We start from the raw sequence: 26867 nt of genomic DNA, 5'->3' as shown, positions 1-26867 counted from the left end.
CGTGCTGCTGTTCCTGCTCGGCATCCTGGTGATCGCCGCCGGGCTCGCCCTCTCCATCGCCCTGCACGAGGTCGGGCACCTGGTTCCCGCCAAGCTGTTCGGCGTCCGAGTCACCCAGTACATGATCGGGTTCGGGCCCACCGTGTTCTCCCGCACCCGCGGGGAGACCGAATACGGTCTCAAGGCGATCCCGCTGGGCGGCTACATCCGCATGATCGGGATGTACCCGCCGCACAAGGGGGAGCCCGAGGGCACCATCCGCGAGGACTCCACCGGACTGCTCCAGCAGATCACCGAGCTGTCCGAGGAGGCGAAGCAGTACGAGTCCTCGCAGTACGGCCCGGAGGACGCCCATCGCACCTTCGTCGCCCTCTCGGTGCCGAAGAAGCTGGTGGTGATGCTCGGCGGTCCCACGATGAACCTGCTGATCTCCGTCGCGCTGATGGTCGTGCTGGTCAGTGGGATCGGACTGCCGGCGGTGACCCCGACGGTCCAGTCCGTCTCCGAATGCGTGGTCCCCGCCGACGCTCCGGCCGACGTCTCCTGCGAGGGCCGGGAGCCGGCCCCCGCGCTGGCGGCCGGGATCCGTCCCGGCGACACCCTGCAGGTGATCGACGGGCACGAGATCACGCGTTGGTCCGATGTCACCACCGCAGTGAGGGGCGCGCAGGACCGCACCGTCGACGTCGTCGTCGAGCGCGACGGCGAAGCCCTGCACCTCGAGGCGACGATGATCGTGGACGCCCGCCCGGTGCTGGACGAGGACGGCGCCGTGGTCCTGGATGCCGACGGCGGCCTGGTCACCGAGCAGGTCGGATTCCTCGGTGTCTCCGGCACCCCGGACCTGGTGCCGCAGTCCCCGGCAGCGGTGCCCGAGATGGCCTGGTCCGCCTTCACCCAGACCGGGAAGCTGGTCATCACCCTGCCGGTGCGACTGTGGGAGGTGGGCCAGGCGGCCTTCGGCAGCGCCGAGCGCGACCCCAACGGCCCCCTCGGTGTGGTGGGCGTCTCCCGTCTTGCCGGCGAGGTCGCCTCCGCCGATCAGCCCGGCTTCGAGCTGCGCGAGAAGACCGGCACCATGATCTCGATGCTCGCCTCGCTGAACATGGCTCTGTTCGTGTTCAACCTGATCCCGCTGCTGCCGCTCGACGGCGGTCACGTGGCCGGGGCGCTGATCGAGGGGGCGCGGCGGCTGCTGGCCCGGCTGCGGGGGCTCCCCGATCCGGGGCCGGTGGACATGTCCCGCATGCTCCCGCTGACCAACGCGGTGGCGATCGTCTTCATCCTGATGACGGTGCTGCTGCTGTATGCGGACATCGTCAAGCCCATCACGCTGTTCCCGTAAAGGGGCACTGCGGAGCCGGGGGCGGGGTGTGCGCCGTGCCACGGCGGGAGTGCAGGAGCGGTGGAGGTGTCGCACCTCGCCTCGCGCGGCCGTGCTGACGAGTCCATAATGGAGGGGTGACTTCTGTGAGCCTCGGTATCCCGTCCGTCAAGCAGCCGCCGCCGGTGCTCGCCCCCCGGCGGAAGACCCGCAAGGTCAAGCTCGGCAGCCTCTATGTGGGTGGCGACGCACCGATCACGGTGCAGTCGATGACCACCACCCCGACCCATGACATCAACGCGACCCTCCAGCAGATCGCCGAGCTCACCGCGGCGGGCTGCGACATCGTGCGTGTGGCATGTCCCCGCCAGGAGGACGCCGACGCGCTGGTCGCGATCGCTGCGAAGTCCCCGATCCCAGTGATCGCCGATATCCACTTCCAGCCCAAGTACGTCTTCGCCGCGATCGAGGCCGGCTGCGCCGGGGTGCGCGTGAACCCGGGCAACATCCGCCGGTTCGACGACCAGATCAAGGACATCGCGAAGGCGGCGAACGATCACGGCACCGCGTTGCGCATCGGCGTGAACGCCGGCAGCATCGACCAGCGCATGATGAAGGGCGACCGGGTCACGCCCGAGGCGCTGGTGGCCTCCGCGAAGTGGGAGGCCTCCCTGTTCGAGGAGCACGACTTCCACGACTTCGGGATCTCCGTGAAGCACAACGACCCCGTGATCATGGTCGACGCCTACCGTCAGCTCTCCGAAGAGGGTGACTGGCCGCTGCACCTCGGCGTCACCGAGGCGGGGCCCGCCTTCCAGGGCACCATCAAGTCCTCCGTCGCCTTCGGCATCCTGCTGGGCGAGGGCATCGGCGACACCATCCGCGTCTCGCTCTCCGCACCTCCGGTCGAGGAGGTCAAGGTCGGCATCCAGATCCTGCAGTCGCTGAACCTCAAGGCGCGCAAGCTGGACATCGTCTCCTGCCCCTCCTGTGGCCGCGCCCAGGTGGACGTCTACAAGCTCGCGGACGAGGTCACCGAGGGGCTCAAGCACCTCGAGGTCCCGCTGCGCGTCGCGGTGATGGGCTGCGTCGTGAACGGTCCGGGGGAGGCCCGTGAGGCCGATCTCGGTGTCGCCTCCGGCAACGGCAAGGGCCAGATCTTCGTCAAGGGCAAGGTCATCAAGACCGTCCCCGAGGCGGACATCGTGCCGACCCTGCTCGCCGAGGCCAACCGGATCGCCGCCGAGATGGAAGAGGACGAATCCTCCACCGGCGCCCCGTCCATCTCCGTGGGCTGACCCGTGTTCTGGCGCGGTGGACGGGTCCGCGCGGTCCGTTCCGGCAGCTTCGACGCCGCGCTCGCGCTCGCGCTCACCGAGCCCGTCATCAACGCGCTCGCGGGTGCGCGGCTGCAGGAATCCGCACGTTCCGCTGCACTGTCCCAGGAGTTCTCCCTGGCCGGGGAGGAACAGCAGCCCGAAGGACTGCTGTGGCACGGCGTGAATCTCTCGCCGTTGTCCGCGACCGACCGCGCCTTGGACGACTTCGGACGGCATATGGCCGCGCGGGCGAGACGGGCGAGCTCCGTGGTCGGAGACCGGGCGGCGGTCCAGCGTCTCTGGGAGCCGCTCGCTCCGACCTGGGGGGCCGACGTCCGCGAATACCGCTGGAGCCAGCCGCTGCTGCTCGCCGGCGATCCGGTCGACGCACCGCAGCTCGCGCCGGTCGGCCTGCGTCCCGCAGTCCCCGGCGAGGAGCAGATCGTGTTCCCCGCCGCGGTCGCGATGTTCCGCGAGGAAGTGGGGGTGGATCCGCTCGCCGGTGACGGCGGCCGCTCCTACCGGGCCCGGATCGGGGAGCTGATCCGCAATCGCCGCACCTATGTCGTCATCGAGGACGGCGAGGTGCTGTTCAAAGCGGACGTCGGCTCGCTGTTCGGCCCGACCGCCCAGATCCACGGGGTGTGGGTGCGGCGTGACCAGCGGGGCAGAGGCCTCGGACGGGCTGGGATGGCGGAGCTGGTGCGCCAGGTGCGCCGTGACCACGCCCCGCAGGTCTCGCTCTATGTCAACGACTTCAACGAGCCCGCCCGGCGTGCCTACGCCGCCTCCGGCTTCCACCAGGTCGGCGAGCTCACCACCATCCTGTTCTGACCGCCTGACCGCCTGACCGCCTGACCGCCTGACCGCCTGCGCTGCCGCCCGCGCCCGCGCTCCGCTTGCGCGCGCCCGGGCCGTCGTGCGCTGGTGACAGATGCGGGGTATCGCGGCGTACGATTTTTCGATGAGCACCGCACCCGGCCCCAGCGCAGACTCTGCACCTGCACCTGCACCTGCACCTGCACCTGCACCTGCATCTGCACCTGCGAGCGGCAATGACGACGGTCCGGAGGCCCCGGCGCCACGGCTGTTCCTGCTTGTCGGCCCACCGGCCGTCGGCAAGCTGACCCTCGCCCGTGAGCTCGAGCGCCGCAGCGGGGCGATTGTCGTGGACAACCACCTGGTGAACAACGCGGTCTTCGTCCCGATGGGGATGCACCGCGAGGCTGGGGTGGAGCTCGCCCAGACCGACGCCTTGCGCGAGCGGGTATGGGAGGTCGTCCTCGATGCCACCGAGGCGGCTCCCGCCCAGCTCAGCCACGTGTTCACCGTCTGGCTGCTCGACAATGAGGAGGGCGCGGCGCATGTGGAGCGGTTGCGGAGCCTTGCTGAGCGACGTGGGGCGAGGTTCGTCCCGGTCTGGATGGCCGCGTCCCCCGAGGTGCTTCAGTCACGTGTCGATGCCCCGGGACGCGCCGAGCGGCACAAACTCACCGACTGGCAGATTCTCAGCGGGCTGCTCGAGCTGCCGATGCTGCCCCCGCCTGCGGACGCGCTGTGCCTGGAGCTCTCCACCGCAGCTCCCGCAGACGCAGCGGGGCAGATTCTCGACAGCCTGAGCTCTCACAGCCTGGGCTCGATGGCAGAGCGGCCCGAGAGAGGGGACACCTCCAGCTGAGATCGGCTAGCCGGCACGCGGGGGCCGGTGTCCGTCGATCACATGCCCTCGGCCGGCCCCCGCCGTCCAAGACCTGTTGTCCAGGCCTCAGCGCAGAGCGAGCGCATCCAGCGTGAGCAGCACGTTCGCCGCAGTCCAGGCCAGTGGCGCCACCTCCGCGGGGCGTCCGTCGAAGAGCACCTTCTCCGGCAGCGACCCGGCTGCGGTGCGATGCTCAGCGAGCCAGCGGAGGATCTCGATCGCCGTGTCGGGCTCCCCGGCGCGGGCGAGGGCGAGGGCCAGCAGGCTCGTCGAGGGCGTCCAGCTCACGCCGTCCTCGCGCCACGACGCCCCCGGCGCGATTCCACCACCGGGGCGGGAGAGCTCGCTCCGCAACCCCAGCAGGTGCACCCGGGATGCGACGTCGTGGACGCCGGTCGCATCGAGGAAGGCCAGCGCCGAATCAGCGCCGCCGCCCAGGCGATAGCGCTGATAGCCACTGCGGCCGAAGGTCTCCTCCAGCAGGAGGGTGAAGGTCTCGGCGGCGCGGTGAGCTCCCGGTTCGTCGGTGAGGCGGGCCCCCGCCTGCAGGCCGGTCAAGGTCGCCGTCATGATGCCGAGCGTCACCGACCGCTCGCGCCGCTCCCAGTAGTCGGGGGAGACCGGTGGCAGCCCGGTGCCCTCGCGAGTGGCCGAGCGCAGCGCACTGAGGGACCGGACGATCATCGGGGACAGCCGCTCGAGCAACGCATCGCGACGGGACTCGTCAGCGGCATCAGTGGCGTCAGCGGCGTCTGCGGCGTCGGCGACCTCGGCGGTCGCCCACAGCAGCAGCCCGGTGCCATCGAACTGCCGCCGTCGGCCATCCGGTGCCCGCCCGGTGCCCGGCTCGTACCGGGCCTCGAACCAGCCATCGGTCGCCTGCAGGGACTGCAGGTGAGCCAGTACATCCTCCGCCCGGTCGAGCTGGCCGATCCGTGCCAGCGCCACCGCGCAGAAGGCAGCATCCCGTGGCCAGATGAAGCGCCACGACCGGCTCCATCCCGCGACCGGCGCCGGCAGGGCATCGCTGAGGATCCAGAGATCCTGCAGCGACGTCGTGGCAAGGTCGAGCAGGAGCGGCTGCGCGCCGAGGCGCTCTGCGAGACCGGCACGCCAGCCGGCGGTGCCGACCTCGAACGCCATCGCCCGTTCCCGTATCGGGGAGGAACCTGGCAGGTTCGCGGCGAGCCGTGTGCCCGGGGCCATGTCGAGCCTCAGGCCGCGCCCTCCCACCAGCATCCGCCGGGCATCGCTGTCATAGGCGACGGTCTCGGACCACAGCGGGATCACCGTGCGGGGATCGGCGTCGGCGCGTGCCTGACGCAGCACTGCGAGGGACCCGGCGCCGACAGCACCGACAGCGGCCACCGCGCCGAGCGCGGCCGCTGCGCCTGTCCCGCGCAGGAGCTGCCGACGGGAGGAACGGGGCCCGAGGGCAAGAGTCTCCGCGTCCGCATTCCTGGGCTCTGTGCCCGGGGTCCCGGGGGCGCCCGGGACCCGCTGTCCTCGCCGGTGCATCCCGTCAGGGTACCGAGCGTCCCTGGAGCCGGCGGCACGGACCACCGTGACCAGCACGAGGCGTCGGACGGCCCGTCCCGCCCAGTACGATGGGCGCGCGTGAGCCCTTGGTGGCCCCGCCCCGAACCGCCCTGTGTGAAAGGCCTGCCCATGATCCGTCTGTCCTCGTCCTTCGTCCGCACCCTGCGGGAGGACCCGGCCGACGCCGAGGTCGCGAGCCACAAGCTCCTGGTGCGCGCGGGCTACATCCGTCGTGGCGCGGCGGGGGTGTACACCTGGCTCCCGCTCGGACTGAAGGTGCTGCGCAAGGTCGAGCAGATCGTGCGCGAGGAGCAGGACGCGATCGGCGGGCAGGAGGTGCTGTTCTCGGCACTGCAGGCCCGTGAGCCCTATGAGCGCAGCGGACGGTGGGACGAATACGGCCCCACCCTGTTCCGACTCCAGGATCGCAAGCAGGACGACTACCTCCTCGCACCCACGCACGAGGAGATGTTCACCCTCACGGTGAAGGACCTGTACTCCTCGTACAAGGACCTGCCCACGATGCTCTATCAGATCCAGACGAAGTTCCGTGACGAGGCCCGGCCCCGCGCCGGGCTGCTGCGCACCCGCGAGTTCATCATGAAGGACGCCTACTCCTTCGACATCGACGATGCGGGCCTGGACGCTTCCTACGAGAAGCAGCGCGGTGCCTACCAGCGCACCTTCGAGCGGCTGGGCCTGCCGACGGTGATCTGCAAGGCCGACGCCGGCGCCATGGGCGGCTCCCGCTCCGAGGAGTTCCTCCACCCCACGCCCGTCGGTGAGGACACCTTCGTCGTCTCCGAGGGCGGCTACGCCGCGAACGTCGAGGCGGTCACCACCGTGGCACCACCCGCCCTGGACGACGCCGCGATCGCCGCGCTGCCGGCGATGCACATCGAGGACACCCCTGGAGCGAGCACCATCGCCGCGCTCACCGAGTACTCCAACCAGGCCTTCCCCGGGAAGGGCCCGATTGCGGAGTCGGGGGAGTGGACCCGCTACGAGATGCTCAAGCACCTCGTCTACCTGCTGACTTTCCCCGACGGGACCACCGAGCCGCTCGTGATCGCCCTGCCCGGTGACCGCGAGGTCGACCCCAAGCGGCTCGAGACCGCGGTCGCACCCGCGCTCGCCGCACCCTTCACCGAGGCCGATTTCGAGAAGCACCCCGTCCTGAAGAAGGGCTACATCGGCCCTGAGGGCCTGGGCCTCGAGTCCGAGTCCGGGATCCGCTACCTGGTCGACCCGCGCGTGGTGCCCGGCACCTCGTGGGTCGCCGGCGCCGGCGAGAAGGACAAGCACGTCTACGACCTCGTCTTCGGCCGTGACTTCACCGCCGACGGCACCATCGAGGTCGCCGAGGTGCGCGACGGGGACCCGGCACCCGACGGCTCCGGCCCGCTGCGACTGACCCGTGGCATGGAGATGGGGCACATCTTCCAGCTCGGCCGCAAGTACGCGGAGGCGCTGGACCTGACCGTGCTCAACGAGAACGGCAAGACCGTCGTGGTGACGATGGGCTCCTACGGCATCGGGGTCACCCGCGCCGTCGCTGCTGTGGCCGAGCTGTTCCACGATGAGAAGGGCCTGGTCTGGCCCCGGCAGCTCGCCCCGGCGGATGTGCACATCGTCGCCACCGGCAAGGGCCAGGAGATCTTCGAGGAGGCGGAGCGCATCGCCTCGGAGCTCGAGGCCCGCGGCCTCGAGGTCCTCTACGACGACCGTCCCAAGGTGTCCCCGGGCGTGAAGTTCAAGGATGCCGAGCTGCTGGGCGTGCCCACCTCCGTGGTGGTCGGCAGGAGCCTGGCCAACGGAGTGGTCGAAGTGCGTGATCGCGCGAGCGGCGAGATCCGCGAGGTCTCCCCGCAGGAGGTCGTCGGCGCCGTGGTCGCCGAGGTGCGCGGAGCGTGAGGGAACGTCGGTCGGCGCCTGGGCTCAGTCGCTGACCGGCTGGTCCTCGACCGTCAGGCTCGGCAGCGGTTCCATCCGGTCCACCAGCGCGGCTAATCGCCCTGCCTCGGTGAGGGCGGCCGCGATGGGCAGCGGCCGGCGCTCGAAGGGCGCCGCCCCGACCAGCGCGATGTAATTGAGCAGCAGGCCTTCCGAGAGCAGTGTCGGCAGCTCACCGGTGAGCTCTGCATCGAGCGTCCCTCCGGGGATCGCGTAGACCGCCTGCCGTGCCACCACCGGGGCGCCGTCCTCCTCCGCGATGCGCCCCAGCTCCTCGGCGCGGGTGCGATGGAGCTCGGCCTGGTCGAGGTGCTGCTGCCGGGCCTCGTCCTCGACCCGTGCGGCCAGCACCTCGTGGAGGTAGCCCGCGAACCACTCCTCCTGCTGGGTCTGCTCGATCACGGCGTGGTAGTCGGCTTGTGCACCGACGGACGGCGGGTCCGTGGAGGGCACCTCGCGGCTCGGCGTGAGTTCCTCCGCAGTCGGGGCGGGGGTCGCCTCTCCGGTGCCCGTGGCGGCGCGCAGCCGCAGGGTGATCCAGACCGTGTGCGCCGCGATCGCGACCACCGGGCGGGCCAGCGAGCCCGAGACCTGTCGGGCTGCGGCTGCGGCCAGGTCCCGGAGCTCCTCCAGCGCGGCCAGCAGACCGGCGACGTCGGTGGGAGCGTCCGCGGGCGGGGGAGGAGCTGTCTGCCCCGGCGCAGGATCCTCCTGAGCCTCGCGCTCGCGCTCGAGCTGAGCGCCGGTGAGCAGGGCGGTGCGCTGGATGGGAAGGGCGGCGCTGAGCGTGGTGAGCGCCGCAGACAGCGCCGGCTCCCCGGGCTCGGTCTCGAACGCCTGCACGACGTGATCGGTGCCAGCCATCACCCGGTCCAGGAGCGTCAGCAGATCGATGCGGTAGAGGTCGTCGATCCCCGGCGGGGGCGGGGTGTACTCCTGGGGACCGCCGAGCGTGACCCGGCCGCAGCTCGCCAGGGGCAGCATCGCCAGCGCACCGACCGCGGCCCGCAGCACCGTGCGGCGCGCGGGAGAGGGGGCGGCGGAGCGGGAACGAGCGATGAGCGACACAGGAGGATTCTCGCATCGCAGCGGCTGAGGTGGGCGCGGGCGATGCGCGGCCACTATCCTGGTGCCAACGCTCCGGGCATCGTCCCGGGCACCACAGACACCCATAGCAGGAGGAGGCGAGGGCCATGAGCGCACTCGACGACCAGACCATCCTGCGGAAGACCGCCACCCGGGTGCTGGACACCCACGGGCTCGTGCTCGAGGACGTCGAGATCCGCGGGGGCGGTGCGATGCCGCAGGTGCGGCTGATCGTGGACCTCCCCGAGGACCAGCTCGGCAGCGTCGACCTCGAGACCGTCGCCGAGGCCTCCCGCGAGCTGTCCGAGCTGGTGGATGCCGACGATGCACTGCTGGGCAGCGCCCCCGTCCTGCTCGAGGTCACCACCCCGGGCGTGGAACGCGTCCTCTCCGCGCCACGGCACTTCCGCCGTTCGCGCGGACGCATCGTGTCCCTGTCCACTGCCGACGGGACGACCTACCGTGCGCGGATGCTGGCGCTCGAGGGGGACCTGCTGCTCCTGCGGCAGGAGCCCGGCCGCGACGACCGCGGAAGGCCCCTGAAGCTGCCCGAGGGCACCGTCGAGAGATTGCGCATCCCGCTCTCCGAGGTCACCACCGCGAAGGTGGAGATCGAGTTCGACCCGCCCGCAGACCTCGCGCAGCTGATCGCCGACGCCGAGACCGCTGCCACGGATACCGCTGCCGCAGACACCGCTGCCACGGACCACACTGCCGAAATGAAGGAGAGCTGAGATGGACATCGACATGGGTGCCCTGAGGGCCCTTGAGCGCGAGCGCGAGATCCGCCTGCCGGTGCTGCTGGACGCGATCCGTTCCGCGCTCCACGCGGCATATCTCCACACCGACCACCCGGTGCGGGACTCGGAGGTGCAGATCGATGAGAGCACCGGTGAGGTCGCAGTCATCGCCCGGGAGCGGGACGCCGAGGGGAACGTGGTCGAGCAGTGGGACGACACTCCCGAGAACTTCGGGCGCGTCGCGGCCTCCACGGCCCGCCAGGTGATCTTCCAGCGCATCCGCGATCTCGAGGACGAGGCGGTGCTCGGCGAGTACGCCGACCGCGCCGATGACATCGTCTCCGGCATCATTCAGCAGGGACGTGACCCGCGGATGGTGCTGGTGGACCTCGGTGAGGTCGAGGCCGTGCTGCCTCCGCATGAGCGCGTGCCGGGGGAGGACTACTCCCACGGTCGGCGCCTGCGTGCCTACGTCACCGAGGCCCGTCGCGGTCCCAAGGGCCCTCAGATCACCCTCTCGCGCTCCCATCCGAACCTGGTGCGGCGGCTGTTCGCGCTCGAGGTCCCGGAGGTCGCCGACGGCTCGGTCGAGATCGCCGGCCTGGCCCGCGAGGCCGGGCACCGCACCAAGATGGCGGTCTATGCGACGGCACCGGACATCAACGCCAAGGGCGCCTGCATCGGCCCGATGGGCGCTCGCGTACGCGCGGTGATGAACGAGCTCGGCGGCGAGAAGATCGACATCGTCGACTTCAACGAGGACCCCGCCCGCTATGTCGCCAACGCGCTCTCGCCGGCGCGGGTCACCAGCGTGACCGTGATCGATGAGGTGGGCCGGGCCGCCCGTGCGGTGGTCCCCGAGACGCAGCTCTCCCTCGCGATCGGCAAGGATGGGCAGAACGCCCGCCTGGCCGCGAAGCTCACCGGCTGGAAGATCGACATCCGCCCGGAGAACGCGCCCGAACCGCCGCCTGCGGCCTGAGGTGTGTCCCACGCCTCCCCACTGACGATGAGTCGGACCTGTTCCGCTACACTGGGGAGGCTGTTCGCCGAGTGGTGCCGCAGATCGTCCGACGATCGAGCATCCGCCCGAGCGGACGTGCTCGGAACTCAGGAGGTGGAGTGATCAGTCGCTCTGCCGCTCACGTCCCCGAGCGCACGTGTGTCGGCTGCCGTCAGGTGGCCCCGCGCGAGCAGCTGGTGCGTCTGGTCCGGGAGTCCTCTCCCGACGGCGTCACCCCACGCGTCCGCGTCGATCCTCCCGGATCGGCTTCGGGCCGCGGGTCGTGGCTCCACCCCGATGCAGCATGTCTCGACCTCGCCCTGCGGCGAGGCGGCTTCGCCCGGTCCTTCCGCGGCGCTGTCGACACCGGGCACCTAGCCCGGGACCTCGAGACCTTCGATCCCAACCGCACGTGGAACAGGTAGAAGAACCATGGACATCCGATGAGTACTCGCAAATGAGCACCCTCAGGAATTAATGGTCCGCGCCCTCTTGTCGGCCGGACCGAGACAGGAGAAATGTGGCTAAGGTCCGCGTCCACGAGCTCGCTAAAGAGCTCGGACACCCGAGCAAGGTCGTTCTGCAGAAGCTGCAGGACATGGGCGAATTCGTTCGTTCCGCCTCCTCCACCATCGAAGCGCCGGTAGCACGCCGTCTGCGTGAGGAGCTCCCCGTCCAGAACGGGGCAGACGCCTCCGCGACGAAGAGCGACTCCGGTGCATCCCCCAAGCCCTCCGGCGCTCCCAAGCCCGGTGCTGCACCCAAGCCCGGCGCCAAGCCCGCTCCGCAGAAGCCTGCCGAGCCTGAGCCCGCGCCGGCACCTTCTGCACCTGCCGCGCCGGCAGAGGCAGCTGCGCCGACGCCGGTTGCCGAGGCCCCTGCTGCGCAGCCCGCTCCGGAGACCCCTGCCGCAGAAGAGCAGGCTCCGACGCCGGCTGCGGACGCCCCCAAGCCCGGTGCTGCGAAGCCCGCTGCTGCCGCTCCCAAGCCCGGTGGAGAGCGTCCCGCTCCTCGTCCCGGCAACGGACGTCCCGGCAACAATCCCTTCGCCAGCTCGCAGGGCATGCCGCGTCCGGGTGCTCGCAAGCCGAGCCCCGGCGGCGCTCGTCCGCCCCGTGAGGGAGGCGGCCGTCCCGGCGCGCCCCGTCCCGGGAACAATCCCTTCGCCAGCTCGCAGGGCATGCCCCGCCCGGGCCAGCGCCCGCCGCGCCCCGGCGCGGACCAGGCAGGCCAGGCCGGTGCACGTCCGCCGCGTGAGGGAGGCGCTCCCCGTACCGCTGGCGCACCGCGTCCGGCGAGCCGTCCCGGGATGCCCACCCCGGGGATCATGCGTCAGCACTCCTCCGGCGGTCTCGCCGATGCCAACCAGGGCGGCGCCCCCGGCCGCGGCCGTGGTGGCCGTCCCGGTCCCGGCGGCGCTCCTGCCGGTGGCGGTCCCGCACGTCCCGGCGGCGGTCCTCGCGGTCGCGGAGGTCGCGGCAGCACCCAGGGTGCCTTCGGACGCGGCGGCAAGCCTGCCCGCTCCCGCAAGTCGAAGCGTGCGAAGCGCGCAGAATTCGAGCAGATGTCGGCGCCCGCACCGGGCGGCGTCTCGATCCCGCGCGGTGATGGCAGCACGCCGATCCGCCTGCGTCGCGGTGCCTCGCTCTCCGACTTCGCCGACCTCATCGACGTCAATCCCGCATCGCTGATCACGGTGCTCTTCGCGATGGGCGAGATGGCCACCGCCACCCAGTCCCTCGACGAGGAGACCTTCGACCTGCTCGGCACCGAGCTGGGGTACAAGATCGAGATCGTCTCCCCGGAGGACGAGGAGCGCGAGCTGCTCGGACAGTTCGACATCGACCTCGATGCCGAGCTCGCTGGCGAGGACTCCGAGGATCGCCTCCCGCGTCCGCCGGTGGTCACCGTCATGGGTCACGTCGACCACGGCAAGACCCGCCTGCTCGACACGATCCGCAAGGCGACGGTCGGCGCGGGCGAGGCCGGCGGCATCACCCAGCACATCGGTGCCTACCAGGTGGAGGTCGAGCACGACGGCGCAGAGCGCGCCATCACGTTCATCGACACCCCGGGCCACGAGGCGTTCACCGCCATGCGTGCCCGTGGCGCGGACGTCACCGACATCGCGATCCTGGTGGTCGCTGCGGATGACGGCGTGATGCCCCAGACCATCGAGGCGCTCAACCACGCCCAGGCGGCGAACGTCCCGATCGTGGTCGCGGTCAACAAGGTCGACAAGCCCGAGGCCAACCCGGAGAAGATCCGTCAGCAGCTGACGGAGTTCAACCTGATCGCAGAGGAGTACGGCGGCGACACCATGTTCGTCGACGTCTCCGCCCGCGAGAACCTCAACATCGAGGCGCTGCTGGAGGCGGTCCTGCTCACGGCGGAGGCCGCTCTCGAGCTCACCGCGATCGCCGATAAGGACGCGCGCGGCGTGTCCATCGAGGCGAACCTCGACAAGGGCCGCGGTCCGGTCGCCACGGTGCTGGTCCAGCAGGGCACCCTGCGGGTCGGCGACGCGATCGTCTGCGGTTCCGGCCACGGCCGTGTCCGCGCGATGATCGACGAGAACGGCGAGACCGTCACCGAGGCGGGCCCGTCCCGTCCGGTCCAGGTGCTCGGCCTGACCTCGGTGCCCGGCGCCGGTGACTCCTTCCTGGTCGCCCAGGACGAGCGCACCGCCCGCCAGATCGCCGAGAAGCGCGAGGCCGCCAAGCGTGCCGCATCGCTCTCGAAGGTGCGCAAGCGCATCAGCCTCGAGGACATCAACCAGCACATGGCTGATGGCAAGGTCGAGACCCTCAACCTCATCCTCAAGGGTGACGCGGCGGGTGCCGTCGAGGCCCTCGAGGAGTCGCTGCTGGGCATCGAGATCGGTGACGGCGTGGACTTGCGCATCATCGACCGCGGCGTCGGCGCGATCACGATGAACAACATCAACCTCGCGGTGGCCTCCAACGCGGTCATCATCGGCTACAACGTGCGGGCCGAGGGCCTGAACGCTGACTACGCCGATCGTGAGGGCGTGGAGATCAAGTACTACAGCGTGATCTACAACGCCATCGACGAGGTCGAAGCTGCTCTCAAGGGCATGCTCAAGCCGGAGTACGAGGAGGTCGAGCTCGGCTCGGCGGAGATCCGCGAGATCTTCCGCTCCTCCAAGTTCGGCAACATCGCCGGTTCGATCGTGCGCAGCGGCATCATCAAGCGCGGTGCGAAGGCTCGCATCACCCGCAAGGGTGTGGTCATCTCCGAGAACATCGAAGTGGCCGGCCTGCGTCGGTTCAAGGATGATGTCACCGAGGTCCGCGACGGGTATGAGTGCGGTATCAACCTGGGCTCGTACAACGACCTCCAGCTCGAGGACCTCATCACCACCTATGAGATGCAGGAGAAGCCCCGCATCTGATGCCGGGACGGTCGGGCGCCCAAGCGGTGCCCGACCGTGACCCGCGAGGGAGGAGACCACGATGTCCGAGGTGTCCTTCCTGCTGTGCGCCCCGTCGGCCTCCTGCATCTCTGCGCAGGCCGCGGGGCGTCTCGCCGTCCACGGGGTGGATCTGTGCCCGGCCCCCTACGACAGCCCCCACCTCGAGGACCTCGCAGCCCTCGCCCCAGACCAGGAGAACGACATCCCATGACAGACCACCCCCGCGCCCTCAAGCTCGCTGATCGCATCAAGGTCATCGTGGCCACCATGCTCGACAACCGGGTCAAGGACCCGCGCCTCGGCTTCGTGACGATCACCGACGTGCGCGTGACCGGCGACCTCCAGCACGCCACCCTCTTCTACACCGTCTTCGGCACTGACGAGGAGCGCGAGGGCACCGCCGCCGCACTGGTCAGCGCCACTGGCATGCTGCGCCGCGAGGTCGGTCGCCAGACCGGCGTGCGGCTCACCCCGACCCTCGAGTTCATCGCCGATGCGATCCCCGAGAACGCACGCGTCATCGAGGACCTGCTCAGCGAGGCGCGCGGCCGTGATGCCGAGCTCGAGAAGACCAAGGTCGGAGCGAGCTACGCCGGGGAAGAGGACCCCTACCGCAAGCCTCGCGAGGACGAGGATGCGGACGATCTCGACAGTGCCGACCAGGACGACCTGCCGGGCACCGACGACGAGACTGCCGACGAGACCAGCCGCGAGCAGGCGTGACCCCCGGCCCGCAAGGGATTCTGGTCGTCGACAAGGCGCCGGAGCGGACCAGCCACGACGTGGTCGCCCGAGTGCGCTGGCTGCTGGGCACGAAGAAGGTCGGGCACGCCGGCACCCTGGACCCGATGGCCACCGGACTGCTGGTGCTCGGCGTGGGCCAGGGCACCCGGCTGCTGACCTACCTGGTGGGACTCGGCAAGACCTACGAGGCAACGCTCCGGCTGGGCCGCGCGACCACCACGGATGACAGGGAGGGCGAGCCGCTCGGAGAGCAGCGCGAAGCGTCCACCCTGCCGCAGCCGCTGATCGAGCAGCATCTGGACGCGCTCCGCGGAGACATCGAGCAGGTGCCCTCCACGGTCAGCGCGATCAAGATCGATGGCAAGCGCGCCTACGCCCGTGCCCGTGCCGGGGAGGATGTGCAGCTCGCCGCCCGGCCGGTGAGGGTCTCCCGCTTCGAGCTGACCGCCCGCCGCCAGGACGGAGTGCACCTCGACCTGGACGCGGTGATCGACTGCTCCTCAGGCACCTATGTGCGGGCTCTGGCCCGCGATCTCGGCTCCGCGCTCGACGTCGGAGGGCATCTGACCGCGCTCCGCCGCACCGCCGTGGGCCCGTTCACGGTGGCGGATGCAGTGCAGGTGCCGGCGCGAGGTGAGGGCGATGACGTGGAGCTCCCGTTGCGCGGGCTCGGGGAGATCGCGTCCCTGGTGCTCGGCACGCTCCGCGTCGATGCGGAGCAGTCCGCGGCGCTCGGCACAGGCCAGCGGATCACCGCCGCGGCGCGTCCCACGCCCCCTCGCTGGCAGCAGCCCGGGGCCGCTGCACCGGCGGAGGAGGAGCGGCCGGTCGCGGCGCTCGACGGCTCCGGACACCTGGTGGCGATCCTCGAGCGGGAGCAGGAGCGCTGGCGACCCATCCTGGTGGTGCCGGAGGATGCTCGCTGCTGAGGCTGCGAGGTGCTCCGAGGCACCGTGCGTAACAGGTTCCGATTACGAGAAGGGCCCTTCCCGATCTTCTCGGGAAGGGCCCTTCTTCGCTGCGCGCGGCGGCAGGCGGGTCAGTGCAGACGGGTCAGTAGTGGACCACGGTCTTGGTGCCGATGCTCGCCCAGTCGTACAGCCACTTGGCATCCGAGACCGGCATGTTGATGCAGCCGTGGGAGCCGGAGTACCCGAAGGACGAGCGCCACGGCGCACCGTGGAAGCCGAACCCGCGGTGGAAGTACTGCACCCAGGGGACGTCAGGCGTGAGGTAGTACTTCTCGTGCCCCTCGGGGTAGTAGGCGGCGTTGGTCATGTCCTGACGGTCGTAGCGCAGGTAGATCTCGAAGGTGCCGGTGACGGTCTCATTGCCTTCCTTGCCGTCCACCATCGACCGCGGTCCCCACACCGCGGTATCACCCACGTAGGCGGTGACCGTCTTGTTGCTGAGGTCGACGTCGATCCACTTCTCGCCGGTGGGATTGGCGGGAGTGGCGGCCTCGTCATCGGTGCCGTCCTTCTTCTCCTCGTCCTTCTCCGGCTTCGGGGCATCGACCTGCTCGACCTCGGACTCGATCTTCTTGGTCTCGAAGGCCGCCTCGAGCGGCGTGGTGCCCCGCAGCGCGGTGACCAGCTCCCCGACCACCGCGTCGGTGTTGGTGATCTCGAGACCGTCCTTCTTCTCGGAGATGACCTTGACGACCTCGCCTTCCTCGTCGATCTGCTCGATGCCGTTCTCCGGCTTCACCGCATCCTTGTCGGCGCGGGCGACGACCCACTCACGCACAGCCTCTTCGTCGACCGCGATCGTCAGTGCCTGGCCGGACTCGTCGGGGACCACGGAGATCCAGCCGTTGCGGCGCTCCGCGGAGACCTCATGGACCTTGTCATCGGCACCGGTGATCGACATCGGCTGCTCGAGCAGAGTCGCGATCGTGCCGACGACTTCCTCGGCCTCCTCGGTGGTGATCGCCGGGGCGATCTCCTCGATCGGCTGCTCGACGGTGAAGTCCTTCAGAGCGGGAGCGTTCTGGGTGACCGCGTCCACGAGGGTCTGAGGATCCAGGCCCTGGCCGTTGCGGCCGGGGACAGCGTTCCAGGTCTGCTGGTCCTCATCGAAGCTCACCTGGGCATCGACCGGGGTGGTCATGTCCGCGGGCACCAGGGTGTTCGCGAACTCCTCGACCTTCGCCCCATCCACGGTGACGACCGGTTCCACGGTGTGCTCGCCCGACCAGGTCGAGGAGATCACGCCGGTGAAGGAATCGTCGCGGGAGACGGCGGCCTTGGCCGTTGCGGCGGCGTCCACGGTCACCCCGAGATCGGCCAGCGGCACGTCGAGCTGCTGCTCGCCTGCGGTCACTGCGACGGAGACGGATTCTCCGCGCTCGGTCACCAGTGCGGCGATCTCCTCCGGAGTCTTCCCCGCGACATCCTGGCCGAGCACCGTGGTGCCGGGCAGAGCGCGGCCGTCGAACTGCTTGGCGTAGGCGAGCGCACCGCCGGTGAGCACCACGGCTAGGGTGGCGATGATGGCCACCAGGATGAGGGTGACCCGCCGACGGCCCTGGCGGCCAGTGGGTCGGGACGGGCCGCCCAGCGCGGCCGTCTCGGTCACGTTCATCATGGATCCAGATCCGATCTCGGCGGCCGTCGTGACTGCTTCCGCGCGCGAGCCCGGAAAAGCACAGGGGTCCGTCCCCGGCGCCGCCTCGTTCCTCAGGGTAACGGAGGGTGCGCCTCTGCGCGCGAGGGGGCGAGGCTGAGGTTCGTCACAGCTCGGCATCTTTGTGTGCCAGTCACAGGCAGTTTCGTGACGCTTTCGGAATGGCTGTCGGAAAATGGGTGTCGGTGGCACTCTGTCGCGCGCTGGCTCGTGCGCTGGGTCGTGCGCTGGGTCGCGCACTCGGCGGCGGGCCGGTGCTCGGGCGCTACAGTGTGCACCGGCGTTCTTCGCCGCAGCGCCGATCCCCGGCGCCCCCTGCCCCAGGGTGCGACAGCGCACCCGGCCCTGGAAGGACATGACCGCGCCGTGACCCGCGTCCCCATCTGGCACTCCGTCGAGGAGGTGCCGGCCGCTCTCGGCGCGACAGCAGTGTCGATCGGCAACTACGACGGCGTCCATCGCGGTCATCGCTTCGTGCTGGACCAGCTCCGCAGGCATGCTGAGGCGCGTTCGCTCGCCCCCGTCGCCGTCACCTTCTGGCCCCATCCCCGGCATGTCATGGGGGACCCTGCGCAGACCCCGCTCCTCACCGGCCACGAGGACCGCGACCGGCTGCTGCTGCTGGCGGGCATGCACGGGGTCCTCGACCTCGAGTTCACGCTCCCGTTCGCGCAGCATTCCCCTGAGGACTTCGTGCGGCGCTTCCTCGTCGAGGGGCTGGGAGCGAAATGCGTCGTCCTGGGAGAGGACGCGCTCTTCGGACGTGCCAACGCAGGCGATATCAGCACCATGCGCGAGCTCGGCGAGCGGTACGGCTTCGAGGTCGTGACCGTCGAAGACCTCGGGCCGCAGGGGGCGGGCAGCGGACGCATCTCCTCCTCGGCGGTCAGGCGCGATCTGCTCGAGGGAGAGGTGCGGGCCGCGAACCTCGCGCTGGGCAGGCTGCACACCGTCACCGACGTGGTCCACCACGGATTCCAGCGCGGTCGGGAGCTGGGATTCCCCACGGCCAATCTCGGGCCGGCGCCCGCGGGCCTGATCCCCGCGGATGGCGTCTACGCCGGGTATCTCACCGTTACCGAGCAGGACCCCTCGCATCTGGGCGTCGAGCCGCTCGCCGGAGCCCCCGCCACGATCTCCATCGGCACCAACCCCACCTTCGAGCCTGACGGTGTTCCGCAGCGGGCGGTCGAGGCGTACGTTCACGGAGCCCATGACTTGGATCTCTACGGGGACACCGTGCGGTTCGAGTTCGTCGACTTCCAGCGCCCGACGCTCAAGTTCGACTCCGCGGAGGCGCTGGTCGAGCAGATGGCGAAGGATGTCGAGGTGACCCGCCACACTCTCGCCGCGGAGCGCCCCCATCCTGCCGTCGACGACTGATATCCTGCTCGGGCCGTGAATTCGGCCGCGGAGAGCGATCCGCCCCCACTGCGCACCACCCGTTCTGCGGGCAGCTGCGACCGGGGGACGCTCGTCCAGAGAGCCTGGGACAGACGGTCCCAAGGCGCCGCGCAGCGACCAGAGGAGAACCATATGGCCTTCGATACCGCCACCAAGCAGGCGATCATCACGGAGTACGCGACCGGCGAGGGCGACACCGGTTCGCCCGAGGTCCAGGCCGCGCTCCTGACGCACCGCATCAAGTACCTGACCGAGCACCTGAAGACCCACAAGCACGATCACCACACGCGTCGTGGTCTGATGCTGATGGTCGGTCAGCGCAAGCGCCTGCTGAAGTACCTGCAGGCCACTGACATCACGCGGTACCGTGCGCTGATCCAGCGCCTCGGCATCCGCCGCTGATCATCTCCGCCGCTCGCCCACAGGGCGGGCGGCGGTTTCATCTGCCCGCACTTGCGGGCACCCTGAGAACCCCGCCCCGACCAGGTTCGGTCCTCGGCAGTGGCCTGCGGACCGCTGGAGCACGGCTCTGAGGAGCCCCACCAGCGCACCGCGCGTGACTGACGAAGGCCGCACCGGCAGGGCAACCCCCTACCAGAGGAGATCCACATGGCCATGGAAGGCCCTGAAATCACCGCAACCACCGCAGTCATCGACAACGGCTCCTACGGGCGCCGCGAGATCCGTTTCGAGACCGGCCGTCTCGCCCAGCAGGCAGCCGGCGCCGTCGCCGTCTACCTCGACGACGACACCATGGTGTTCTCGGCGACCTCCGTGTCGAACAAGCCGAAGGATCACTTCGACTTCTTCCCGCTCACCATCGACGTCGAGGAGCGGATGTACGCCGCGGGTCGCATCCCCGGCTCGTTCTTCCGTCGTGAAGGCCGTCCCGGCACCGACGCGATCCTCGCCTGCCGCCTCACCGACCGCCCGCTGCGTCCGGCTTTCGTCAAGGGCCTGCGCAACGAGGTCCAGGTCGTCCTCACCGTGATGTCCAACGGTCCCGACGACGCCTATGACGTCGTCGGCATCAACGGCGCCTCTGCCTCCACCCAGATCTCCGGTCTGCCCTTCAACGGTCCGATCGGCGCCGCGCGCATCGCGCTCATGCCGAACGCCCAGGGCGGCGGCCAGTGGGTCGCCTTCCCGACCTTCTCGCAGCTGGACGAGGCCGTGTTCTCCATGGTCGTCGCCGGCCGCATGGTCGAGGACGATGTCGCGATCATGATGGTCGAGGCCGAGGCCACCGACAACGCCTGGACGCTCATCAAGGAGCAGGGCGCGATCGCTCCCACCGAGGCCGTCGTGGCCGAGGGCATCGAGGCCTCCAAGGTCTTCATCCGCAGCCTCTGCATCGCCCAGCAGGAGCTGGCCGCCACCGCCGCCAAGCCGGTGCGCGAGTTCCCGCTCTTCCTGGACTTCCAGGACGACGCCTACGACATCGTCGAGGCCGCTGCCACCGGGCGTCTCGCGGAGATCATGTCGATCGCTGCGAAGACCGAGCGCGAGGAGCGCACCGAGCAGCTGCTCGATGAGGTCGTCGCAGAGCTCGCCGGCGAGGGCCAGCAGCTCGAAGGCCGCGAGAAGGAGGTCAGCGGTGCGTACCGTGCGCTGACCAAGCAGGTCGTGCGCAAGAAGGTCCTCACCGACGGCGTCCGCATCGACGGCCGCGGCCTGCGCGACATCCGTGCGCTCTCCGCTGAGGTCGAGGTCCTCCCGCGGGTCCACGGCTCTGCCCTGTTCCAGCGCGGCGAGACCCAGATCATGGGTGTCTCCACGCTGAACATGCTCAAGATGGAGCAGCAGATCGACTCCCTCGGGCCGGTCACGCGCAAGCGCTACGTGCACCACTACAACTTCCCGCCGTACTCCACCGGCGAGACCGGCCGCGTCGGCTCCCCGAAGCGTCGCGAGATCGGTCACGGCATGCTCGCCGAGCGCGCCCTGGTGCCGGTGCTGCCCACACGCGAGGAGTTCCCCTACGCGATCCGTCAGGTGTCCGAGGCTCTCGGCTCCAACGGCTCCACCTCTATGGGCTCGGTCTGCGCCTCGACCCTGTCGCTGCTGAACGCCGGTGTGCCGCTGCGCGCCGCCGTCGCCGGCATCGCCATGGGCCTGATCTCGGACACCGTGGAGGGAGAGACCCGCTACGCGGCGCTCACCGACATCCTCGGTGCAGAGGACGCCTTCGGCGACATGGACTTCAAGGTCGCAGGGACCAGCGAGTTCATCACCGCCATCCAGCTCGACACCAAGCTCGACGGTCTTCCGACCTCCGTGCTGACCGGTGCGCTCTCGCAGGCCCATGAGGCTCGCTTGGCGATCCTCGGTGTCCTGAACGAGGCGATCGATGCTCCCGACGAGATGAGCCCGTACGCCCCGCGCGTCCTCGCGGTCACCATCCCCGTCGACAAGATCGGCGCGGTCATCGGCCCGAAGGGCGCGATGATCAACCAGATCCAGGACGACACCGGCGCGGACATCACCATCGAGGACGACGGCACCGTCTACATCGGCGCCACCGATGGCCCCTCCGCTGAGGCCGCGCGCTCCGCGGTCAACGCGATCGCCAACCCGATGGTTCCCGAGATCGGCGAGCGCTATCTCGGCACCGTCGTGCGCGTCGTCGACTTCGGCGCGTTCGTCTCGCTCACCCCGGGCAAGGACGGACTGCTTCACGTCACCCAGCTGCGCAAGCTGAACGGCGGCAAGCGGGTCGACAACGTCGAGGACGTCGCCAAGGTCGGTCAGAAGATCGAAGTGGAGATCCGCGAGATCGACTCCCGCGGCAAGATCTCCCTCGGTGTGATCGAGGACGAGGCGGAGTCCACCGACTCCGCCCCGGCCGCTGAGGAGAACACCGCGGAGTGATCCGCCCGTCGGCCTCGGCTGACGGCACCGGGAGGGGAGGCATCCAACTGGATGCCTCCCCTCCTACTTTCTGTGGCGGGGCCGCACCTCTACTCCGGGACGGCGTCGCCCCTCTTCCCTGCGACAGGGTCGCGCGGCCTGGCAGGCTCTCCCTCTCCTTCTCCCTCTCCGGCAGGGCGTCCGGCTCTCGTGGAGTTCACTTCGACACCGGGAGGCGGCGGCCCGTTGCTCGGTATACTGCCGATGTTCGCGGGTGCATGTCTCAGGGGGCGTCGTCCAATGGCGGCGGCGATGCGCAGGCCGGCCCGCGGCGAACTTTCCGAACTGCCGGGCCACCCGTGTGAGGACTCCATTCCATGACCGATATGCCGCTGGGCAGCCGTTACACGCTCGGTGAGCGCCTGGGATCCGGGGGGATGGGCGAGGTCTTCCGGGCCCGGACCCGTGAGGGCGACGAGGTCGCCGTCAAGATCCTCCGGGCGCAGCTGGCGGGTGAGCCGGAGATCCTCAGCCGCTTCATCCAGGAGCGCTCGGTGATGCTCCAGGTGCGCAGCCCGCATGTCGTGGCGGTGCGGGACATGGTGGTCGAGGGGGAGACGCTCGCGATCGTCATGGATCTCGTGCGCGGCCGCGATCTCGCGGTCGTGAAGCGTGAGCTGGGGACCTTCCGACCTGCCGAGGTGGCTCGTCTCGGGGCTGCGATCGCCGAGGGCATGCGAGAGGTGCATGCGAAGGGGATCGTGCATCGGGATCTCAAGCCCGCGAACATCCTGCTCGACGAGATGCAGAGCCCGCCAGCACCGAAGGTCGCCGACTTCGGGGTGGCCCGCATCTGCGAGGACGGGGAGGACAACTCCGTCACCGTGCAGGCGGGGACCGGCGCCTACATGTCGCCGGAGCAGATCCGTGCCCGGGACCTCGAGCCCAGCTCCGACGTCTACTCCCTCGGCGTGCTGCTCTACGAGCTGCTGTGCGGGGTCACCCCGTTCCGCGGCAGCCTGATGGAGGTCTTCCGCCTGCACCAGGAGGCGCTGCCGGGCCGCCCCGAGGGGATCCCGGATGCACTGTGGGACCTGGTGATGCGGATGATGTTGAAGGAGGCTGCGCGACGCCCGGCCATGGCGCAGGTGAGCGAGGAGCTCACCAGCCTCCAGCCCCACCTCGAGCAGCTTCCGGCAGCTCCGCGCGTCAGTGCGCCCCCAGCCCCGATCGCCCTGCCGCCTACCGGGGTCATCGATGACGCCACCCGTGTGAACCCGCAGTCCGGCCCCTCTGCGCAGCAGGCACCGGCGGCCTACGCGGCCTCACCGGGGCCGGGGCCGGGGTCCCCGGGCTACGGCTCGCCGAGCTACAGCTCGCCCAGCTACAGCTCGCCGGTCACCGCGCCGACCATCCCGCAGGCCGCGGCCGAACAGCCGCCACGACGCAAGCGACGCTGGGTGCTCCCCGCGCTGGTCGCCGTGGTGCTGGTGGCGCTGGTGCTCGGCATCGGCGGCGTCGGCGTCTATCGGATGCTCGACGGCGGCGCAGAAGCGGAAGCAGGCGCGGCCACCACCGAGGCGGAGCCGTCGGCCGCGTCGGAGAGCACCCCGCAGGAGCTGCCCACCGAGGACGAGGACACCGAGGAGCCGGTGGAATCGGCCTCGCCGACCACCGAAGCGCCCACGATGCCGGATGTGATCGGGGAGACGTCCCAGGCGGCCGAGCGGGGCCTTCCGGAGGATGTCGAGGTCACCATCGAGGAGGTGGAGGTCGAGGATCCCGGTCAGGACGGATACGTCATCGCCACCACCCCCGAGCCCGGGAAGCCTGTCGGAGATTCGGTGACGCTGCAGGTGGGGCGCGCGGCGTCCTCGATCCCGCTCACCCAGATCTCCTTCATCGGGGAGGAGGGGGTCTCCACCGAGTCCGGTCCGGTGCCGATGGATGGACCCGTGCACCCGAACTCGATCACAGCCCAGGTCAACAGCTGGGAGGACGTCCACCGCAGCTCCTACAACCTGGGCCGGAAGTTCGACCGGCTCACGTTCACCCTCGGGCTGTCGGACACCGACAAGTATCCCGACGCCTCGCGCACCGTGGAGATCTACCTCGACCAGGTCAAGGTGTGGTCAGGCTCGGTCACCTTCAAGGAGTACCTCGAGGTCGACCTCCCGGTGAAGGACAAGCTGCGGCTGGACATCGTGTACACCGTGCAGGATGACGACCATCCGGTGTATCTCGCCACCCCCACCCTGTACGGCACCGAGGAGAACATCGATGCCGCTCGCCAGGAGGCCGAGGAGGGCTGAGGCGGCGGCCGGGGGACCGCTGGGTCCACCGACCCCTCCGAGCGTGGAACAATCGATCGATGCCTGTTGACCTCGCTTATGACGATCCCTCCTCCGATGTGCTGCTCGATCCCGCCACCGGCGTGCGGCGCAGCATCCTGCCCGGAGGAGTCCGGCTGCTGACCCAGACGGATCGGAGCGTGCGCAGCGCGACTATCGGTCTGTGGCTGCCGGTGGGCTCCCGTGATGAGACCCCTGCCCACGCCGGGTCGACCCACGTGCTCGAGCATCTGCTGTTCAAGGGCACCCGTCGGCGCAGCGCGATGGACATCGCGGCCGCCTTCGACGAGGTGGGCGGAGACTCCAACGCGGTCACCGCGAAGGAGCACACCCTCTACTACGGACGGGTCCGCTCCTCCGACGTGCCGATGGCCGTGGACGTCCTCACCGACATGATCACCGCGAGCACGCTCGAGGAGGATGCGCTCGTGACCGAGCGCGAGGTCATTCTCGAGGAGCTCGCGATGGCCGAGGACGACCCGAACGACGTCGGGTACGAGACGTTCCTCGCCGACGTGCTGGGACCGGACACAGCCCTCGGCCGCCCCGTCGGCGGGACCGTGGACACCGTCTCCGCGCTCGGCATCGAGGATGTGCGCGCCCACTTCCGTGAGCACTACCGGCCGGACAACCTGGTGGTCACCGCCGTCGGCGACATCGAGCACGAGGAGCTGGCCGGTCTCCTGCAGGCCGGGCTGCGACGCGGCGGCTGGAACCTCGAGGAGGGCGTGGCGCCGACGTGGCGCAGCCGCCCTGAATACTCGGTCGAGAGCGATCCGGGCATTCTCACTGATGTCTCCGCCCTGCAGCCCCACCGCCTGCACCGCCCCACCGAGCAGAACCACATCTACCTCGGGGGACACGGCCTCACCGCCCTCAGCGAGGACCGCCATGCGCTCTCGGTGCTGATGTCGATCCTCGGCGGAGGGATGTCCTCCCGCCTGTTCCAGAACGTTCGCGAGCGTCACGGACTCGCGTACTCGGTGTACTCCTTCAGCGCCGGGTACCGGGACGCCGGACTGTTCGGGTTGTACGCCGCCTGCCGGCCTTCGCGCACCACCCAGGTGGTCGAGCTGCTCGCGGAGGAGCTGGCCCGGATGGGGAGCGCGGGCATCGACGAGCAGGAGCTCGCTCGGGCGAAGGGGCAGATCACCGGGTCCTTCGCCCTCGGCCTCGAGGACACCAGCTCGAGGATGGGACGCCTGGGCACCATTGAGCTGGTCCATGGCCGCTACACCGGCGTCGACGAGACGCTCGAGCGGATCGGCCGGGTCGGGGTGGAGGATGTCCGTGCCCTCGCCGCCCGGTTCTCCGACTCCTTCAGCACCCGCGTCGAGGTCGGTCCCGAGAGCTGAGCGCCGGCACAGCCCCGTACCCCGCAGCCCGGTCCTCGAACGCCCGGACCGTTCCGTCCCTCGCCGCCCGTTCCGTCCTACGTCGCCCGTCGCCACCTTCGCCGCCCGTTCCGCCGCTTACTCAGGAGAGAACCCCATGACTGCCTCCCCGTCCCCTGCTTCGTCCTCGCAGCGTCCCACTCGGGTCGCCGTGCTGGGAGCCTCCGGCCGGATGGGTGCCGCCGCCTGTCAGGCCGTCGAGGACGCCTCCGATCTCGAGCTGGTGGCGCGCATCGGCCGTGGCGATGACCTCGCAGCGATCAGCGAGGCGAAGGCAGAGGTCGCGATCGACCTGACCGTCCCGTCGGTCACCGCGGAGAACGTGCGCTGGCTGGTGGACCACGGCATCCACGCGGTGGTCGGCACCACTGGCTGGACCGAGCAGTCGCTCGCTGCGCTGCGGGACCAGCTCGCCGAGCACTCCGAGGTCGGGGTGCTGATCGCCCCGAACTTCGCGATCGGTGCCGTGCTCGCCATGCGCTTCGCGGAGGTCGCCGCGCGCTACTACGACAGCGCCGAGATCATCGAGATGCATCACGAGAACAAGCTCGACGCCCCATCGGGCACCGCCCGTCACACTGCGGCCGCGATCGCCCGGGGCCGCGCCGCCGCCGGCCTGGGCGCGGTGCCGGATGCCACCGAGAAGGATCCGGACGGCGCACGCGGCGCGGTGATCGATGGGATCCACGTGCACGCCGTGCGCCAGCGCGGCCTGGTCGCCCACGAGGTAGTGCAGTTCGGTGGGGTGGGAGAGCAGTTCGTGCTGCGTCACGATTCCTTCGACCGCGTCAGCTTCATGCCCGGGGTGCTGCTGGGCGTGCGCGAGGTCGCCGCACATCCGGGGCTCACCGTGGGCCTGGACGGCTACATGGATCTCGGCTGAGCAGGCCCCGCCGATGAGAGAGAAGATCTTCGTCGCCGTGCTGGTGCTGATCACCGCGGCCTATGCCTGGGGTCTGGGCTGGATCGCCTGGGGCTTCGTGCGCGCCGGGAGCGCCGTGGGCTACGGCCTGGCCCTCGGCATCGGCATCCTGCTGCTGCTCACCATCTGGGTGACCTGGCGGGAGATGCTGTTCGGGATGGGCGCCGGGCGCCTGGCCCGGAGCTACGAGCCGCCGGCGGAGGCCGACGGCGACGACCCGCGTGCCGAGTTCGAGGCCGCCCGCACCGCGCTCCAGGACGGGGACGAGCAGGACTGGCGCGCCTGGTTCCGCCTCGCGCTGGCCTATGACGCGATGCGGGACCGCAAGGGTGCCCGGATGGCCACCCGTCGCGCCATCGACGAGCACCGACGCCGACCGCAGAGCACTATCGCTGATCGCTGATCGCTGATCGCTGATCGCTGATCGCTGATCGCTGATCGCTGACCGCTGACCGCTGAGCAACGACGCTGTCTG

General features: G+C 70.0%; 22 protein-coding genes. 19 read left to right on the top strand and 3 right to left on the bottom strand.

Annotated elements, in window-relative coordinates:
• Position 1 precedes the first annotated feature (1 nt).
• The 4 genes from ACT3T9_RS13420 to ACT3T9_RS13405 all read left to right on the top strand — a co-directional run bounded on the left by ACT3T9_RS13420 (position 2) and on the right by ACT3T9_RS13405 (position 4321).
• Entirely contained in the window at positions 2-1345 is a 1344-nt protein-coding gene (locus ACT3T9_RS13420) for a M50 family metallopeptidase (protein ID WP_441443575.1), read from the top strand.
• Positions 1346-1461: 116 nt separating this feature from the next.
• Positions 1462-2622, top strand: coding sequence for a flavodoxin-dependent (E)-4-hydroxy-3-methylbut-2-enyl-diphosphate synthase (gene ispG / locus ACT3T9_RS13415; protein ID WP_441443574.1), 1161 nt, complete (start codon positions 1462-1464; stop codon positions 2620-2622).
• Between the two features lie 3 nt (positions 2623-2625).
• Complete coding sequence (locus ACT3T9_RS13410) at positions 2626-3477, top strand: GNAT family N-acetyltransferase (RefSeq protein WP_441443573.1); 852 nt, start codon at positions 2626-2628, stop codon at positions 3475-3477.
• Positions 3478-3607: 130 nt separating this feature from the next.
• A complete protein-coding gene (locus ACT3T9_RS13405) occupies positions 3608-4321 on the top strand; it encodes an AAA family ATPase (RefSeq protein ID WP_444601205.1) in 714 nt (237 codons plus the stop codon).
• Positions 4322-4408: 87 nt separating this feature from the next.
• Here ACT3T9_RS13405 and ACT3T9_RS13400 read toward each other — a convergent pair whose 3' ends face one another.
• Complete coding sequence (locus ACT3T9_RS13400) at positions 4409-5860, bottom strand: hypothetical protein (RefSeq protein WP_441443571.1); 1452 nt, start codon at positions 5858-5860, stop codon at positions 4409-4411.
• 150 nt (positions 5861-6010) lie between these two features.
• Between ACT3T9_RS13400 and ACT3T9_RS13395 the strand changes: the two genes are divergently transcribed.
• Positions 6011-7795, top strand: a complete 1785-nt coding sequence (locus ACT3T9_RS13395) for a proline--tRNA ligase (RefSeq protein ID WP_441443570.1) — start codon at positions 6011-6013, stop codon at positions 7793-7795.
• Between the two features lie 24 nt (positions 7796-7819).
• Here ACT3T9_RS13395 and ACT3T9_RS13390 read toward each other — a convergent pair whose 3' ends face one another.
• Positions 7820-8902, bottom strand: a complete 1083-nt coding sequence (locus ACT3T9_RS13390; protein ID WP_441443569.1) for a DUF4439 domain-containing protein — start codon at positions 8900-8902, stop codon at positions 7820-7822.
• A 125-nt stretch (positions 8903-9027) separates the two neighbouring features.
• On the opposite strand from ACT3T9_RS13390, the gene rimP reads away from it, so the two are divergent.
• From rimP to truB, 7 genes are all read left to right on the top strand, one after another.
• Complete coding sequence (gene rimP / locus ACT3T9_RS13385; protein ID WP_441443568.1) at positions 9028-9654, top strand: ribosome maturation factor RimP; 627 nt, start codon at positions 9028-9030, stop codon at positions 9652-9654.
• Position 9655: 1 nt separating this feature from the next.
• A complete protein-coding gene (gene nusA / locus ACT3T9_RS13380) occupies positions 9656-10642 on the top strand; it encodes a transcription termination factor NusA (protein WP_441443567.1) in 987 nt (328 codons plus the stop codon).
• Positions 10643-10713: 71 nt separating this feature from the next.
• On the top strand, positions 10714-11088 hold the full coding sequence (locus ACT3T9_RS13375) for a YlxR family protein (protein ID WP_441443566.1): 375 nt from the start codon (positions 10714-10716) through the stop codon (positions 11086-11088).
• A gap of 95 nt (positions 11089-11183) precedes the next feature.
• Entirely contained in the window at positions 11184-14078 is a 2895-nt protein-coding gene (gene infB / locus ACT3T9_RS13370; RefSeq protein WP_441443565.1) for a translation initiation factor IF-2, read from the top strand.
• A gap of 61 nt (positions 14079-14139) precedes the next feature.
• Positions 14140-14310, top strand: a complete 171-nt coding sequence (locus tag ACT3T9_RS13365) for a hypothetical protein (protein ID WP_441443564.1) — start codon at positions 14140-14142, stop codon at positions 14308-14310.
• The gene (gene rbfA, locus ACT3T9_RS13360; RefSeq protein WP_441443563.1) at positions 14307-14822 is read left to right on the top strand and encodes a 30S ribosome-binding factor RbfA; all 516 of its coding nucleotides are present in this window, start codon (positions 14307-14309) and stop codon (positions 14820-14822) included. The genes ACT3T9_RS13365 and rbfA overlap by 4 nt, the downstream gene beginning before the upstream one ends.
• On the top strand, positions 14819-15772 hold the full coding sequence (gene truB / locus ACT3T9_RS13355) for a tRNA pseudouridine(55) synthase TruB (protein ID WP_444606762.1): 954 nt from the start codon (positions 14819-14821) through the stop codon (positions 15770-15772). Before rbfA ends, truB begins: the two co-directional genes overlap by 4 nt.
• A 124-nt stretch (positions 15773-15896) precedes the next feature.
• Here truB and ACT3T9_RS13350 read toward each other — a convergent pair whose 3' ends face one another.
• Positions 15897-17432: a L,D-transpeptidase gene (locus ACT3T9_RS13350; protein WP_444606761.1), complete on the bottom strand. Its 1536-nt coding sequence runs from the start codon at positions 17430-17432 to the stop codon at positions 15897-15899.
• Between the two features lie 405 nt (positions 17433-17837).
• Between ACT3T9_RS13350 and ACT3T9_RS13345 the strand changes: the two genes are divergently transcribed.
• The 7 genes from ACT3T9_RS13345 (at position 17838) to ACT3T9_RS13315 (ending at position 26795) form a co-directional block, all read left to right on the top strand.
• On the top strand, positions 17838-18854 hold the full coding sequence (locus ACT3T9_RS13345) for a bifunctional riboflavin kinase/FAD synthetase (protein WP_441443560.1): 1017 nt from the start codon (positions 17838-17840) through the stop codon (positions 18852-18854).
• A 153-nt stretch (positions 18855-19007) separates the two neighbouring features.
• Positions 19008-19277, top strand: coding sequence for a 30S ribosomal protein S15 (rpsO, locus tag ACT3T9_RS13340; protein ID WP_441443559.1), 270 nt, complete (start codon positions 19008-19010; stop codon positions 19275-19277).
• Positions 19278-19490: 213 nt separating this feature from the next.
• Positions 19491-21746: a polyribonucleotide nucleotidyltransferase gene (locus tag ACT3T9_RS13335; RefSeq protein WP_441443558.1), complete on the top strand. Its 2256-nt coding sequence runs from the start codon at positions 19491-19493 to the stop codon at positions 21744-21746.
• Positions 21747-22102: 356 nt separating this feature from the next.
• Positions 22103-24037 (top strand): serine/threonine protein kinase, encoded by a 1935-nt coding sequence (locus ACT3T9_RS13330; RefSeq protein WP_444606760.1) that lies wholly within the window; start codon positions 22103-22105, stop codon positions 24035-24037.
• Between the two features lie 59 nt (positions 24038-24096).
• A complete protein-coding gene (locus ACT3T9_RS13325; RefSeq protein WP_441443556.1) occupies positions 24097-25431 on the top strand; it encodes a M16 family metallopeptidase in 1335 nt (444 codons plus the stop codon).
• Positions 25432-25567: 136 nt separating this feature from the next.
• Positions 25568-26353 (top strand): 4-hydroxy-tetrahydrodipicolinate reductase, encoded by a 786-nt coding sequence (dapB, locus tag ACT3T9_RS13320; RefSeq protein WP_441443555.1) that lies wholly within the window; start codon positions 25568-25570, stop codon positions 26351-26353.
• 13 nt (positions 26354-26366) lie between these two features.
• Entirely contained in the window at positions 26367-26795 is a 429-nt protein-coding gene (locus ACT3T9_RS13315) for a hypothetical protein (RefSeq protein WP_441443554.1), read from the top strand.
• The last annotated feature ends 72 nt before the right edge of the window (positions 26796-26867 follow it).

The organism is Brachybacterium sp. AOP29-B2-41 (assembly GCF_052378395.1).
In the GTDB taxonomy this organism is placed as follows: domain Bacteria; phylum Actinomycetota; class Actinomycetes; order Actinomycetales; family Dermabacteraceae; genus Brachybacterium.
The sequence above is the reverse complement of the archived record's forward strand: the minus strand, read 5'-3'. Positions and strand labels throughout refer to the sequence as shown.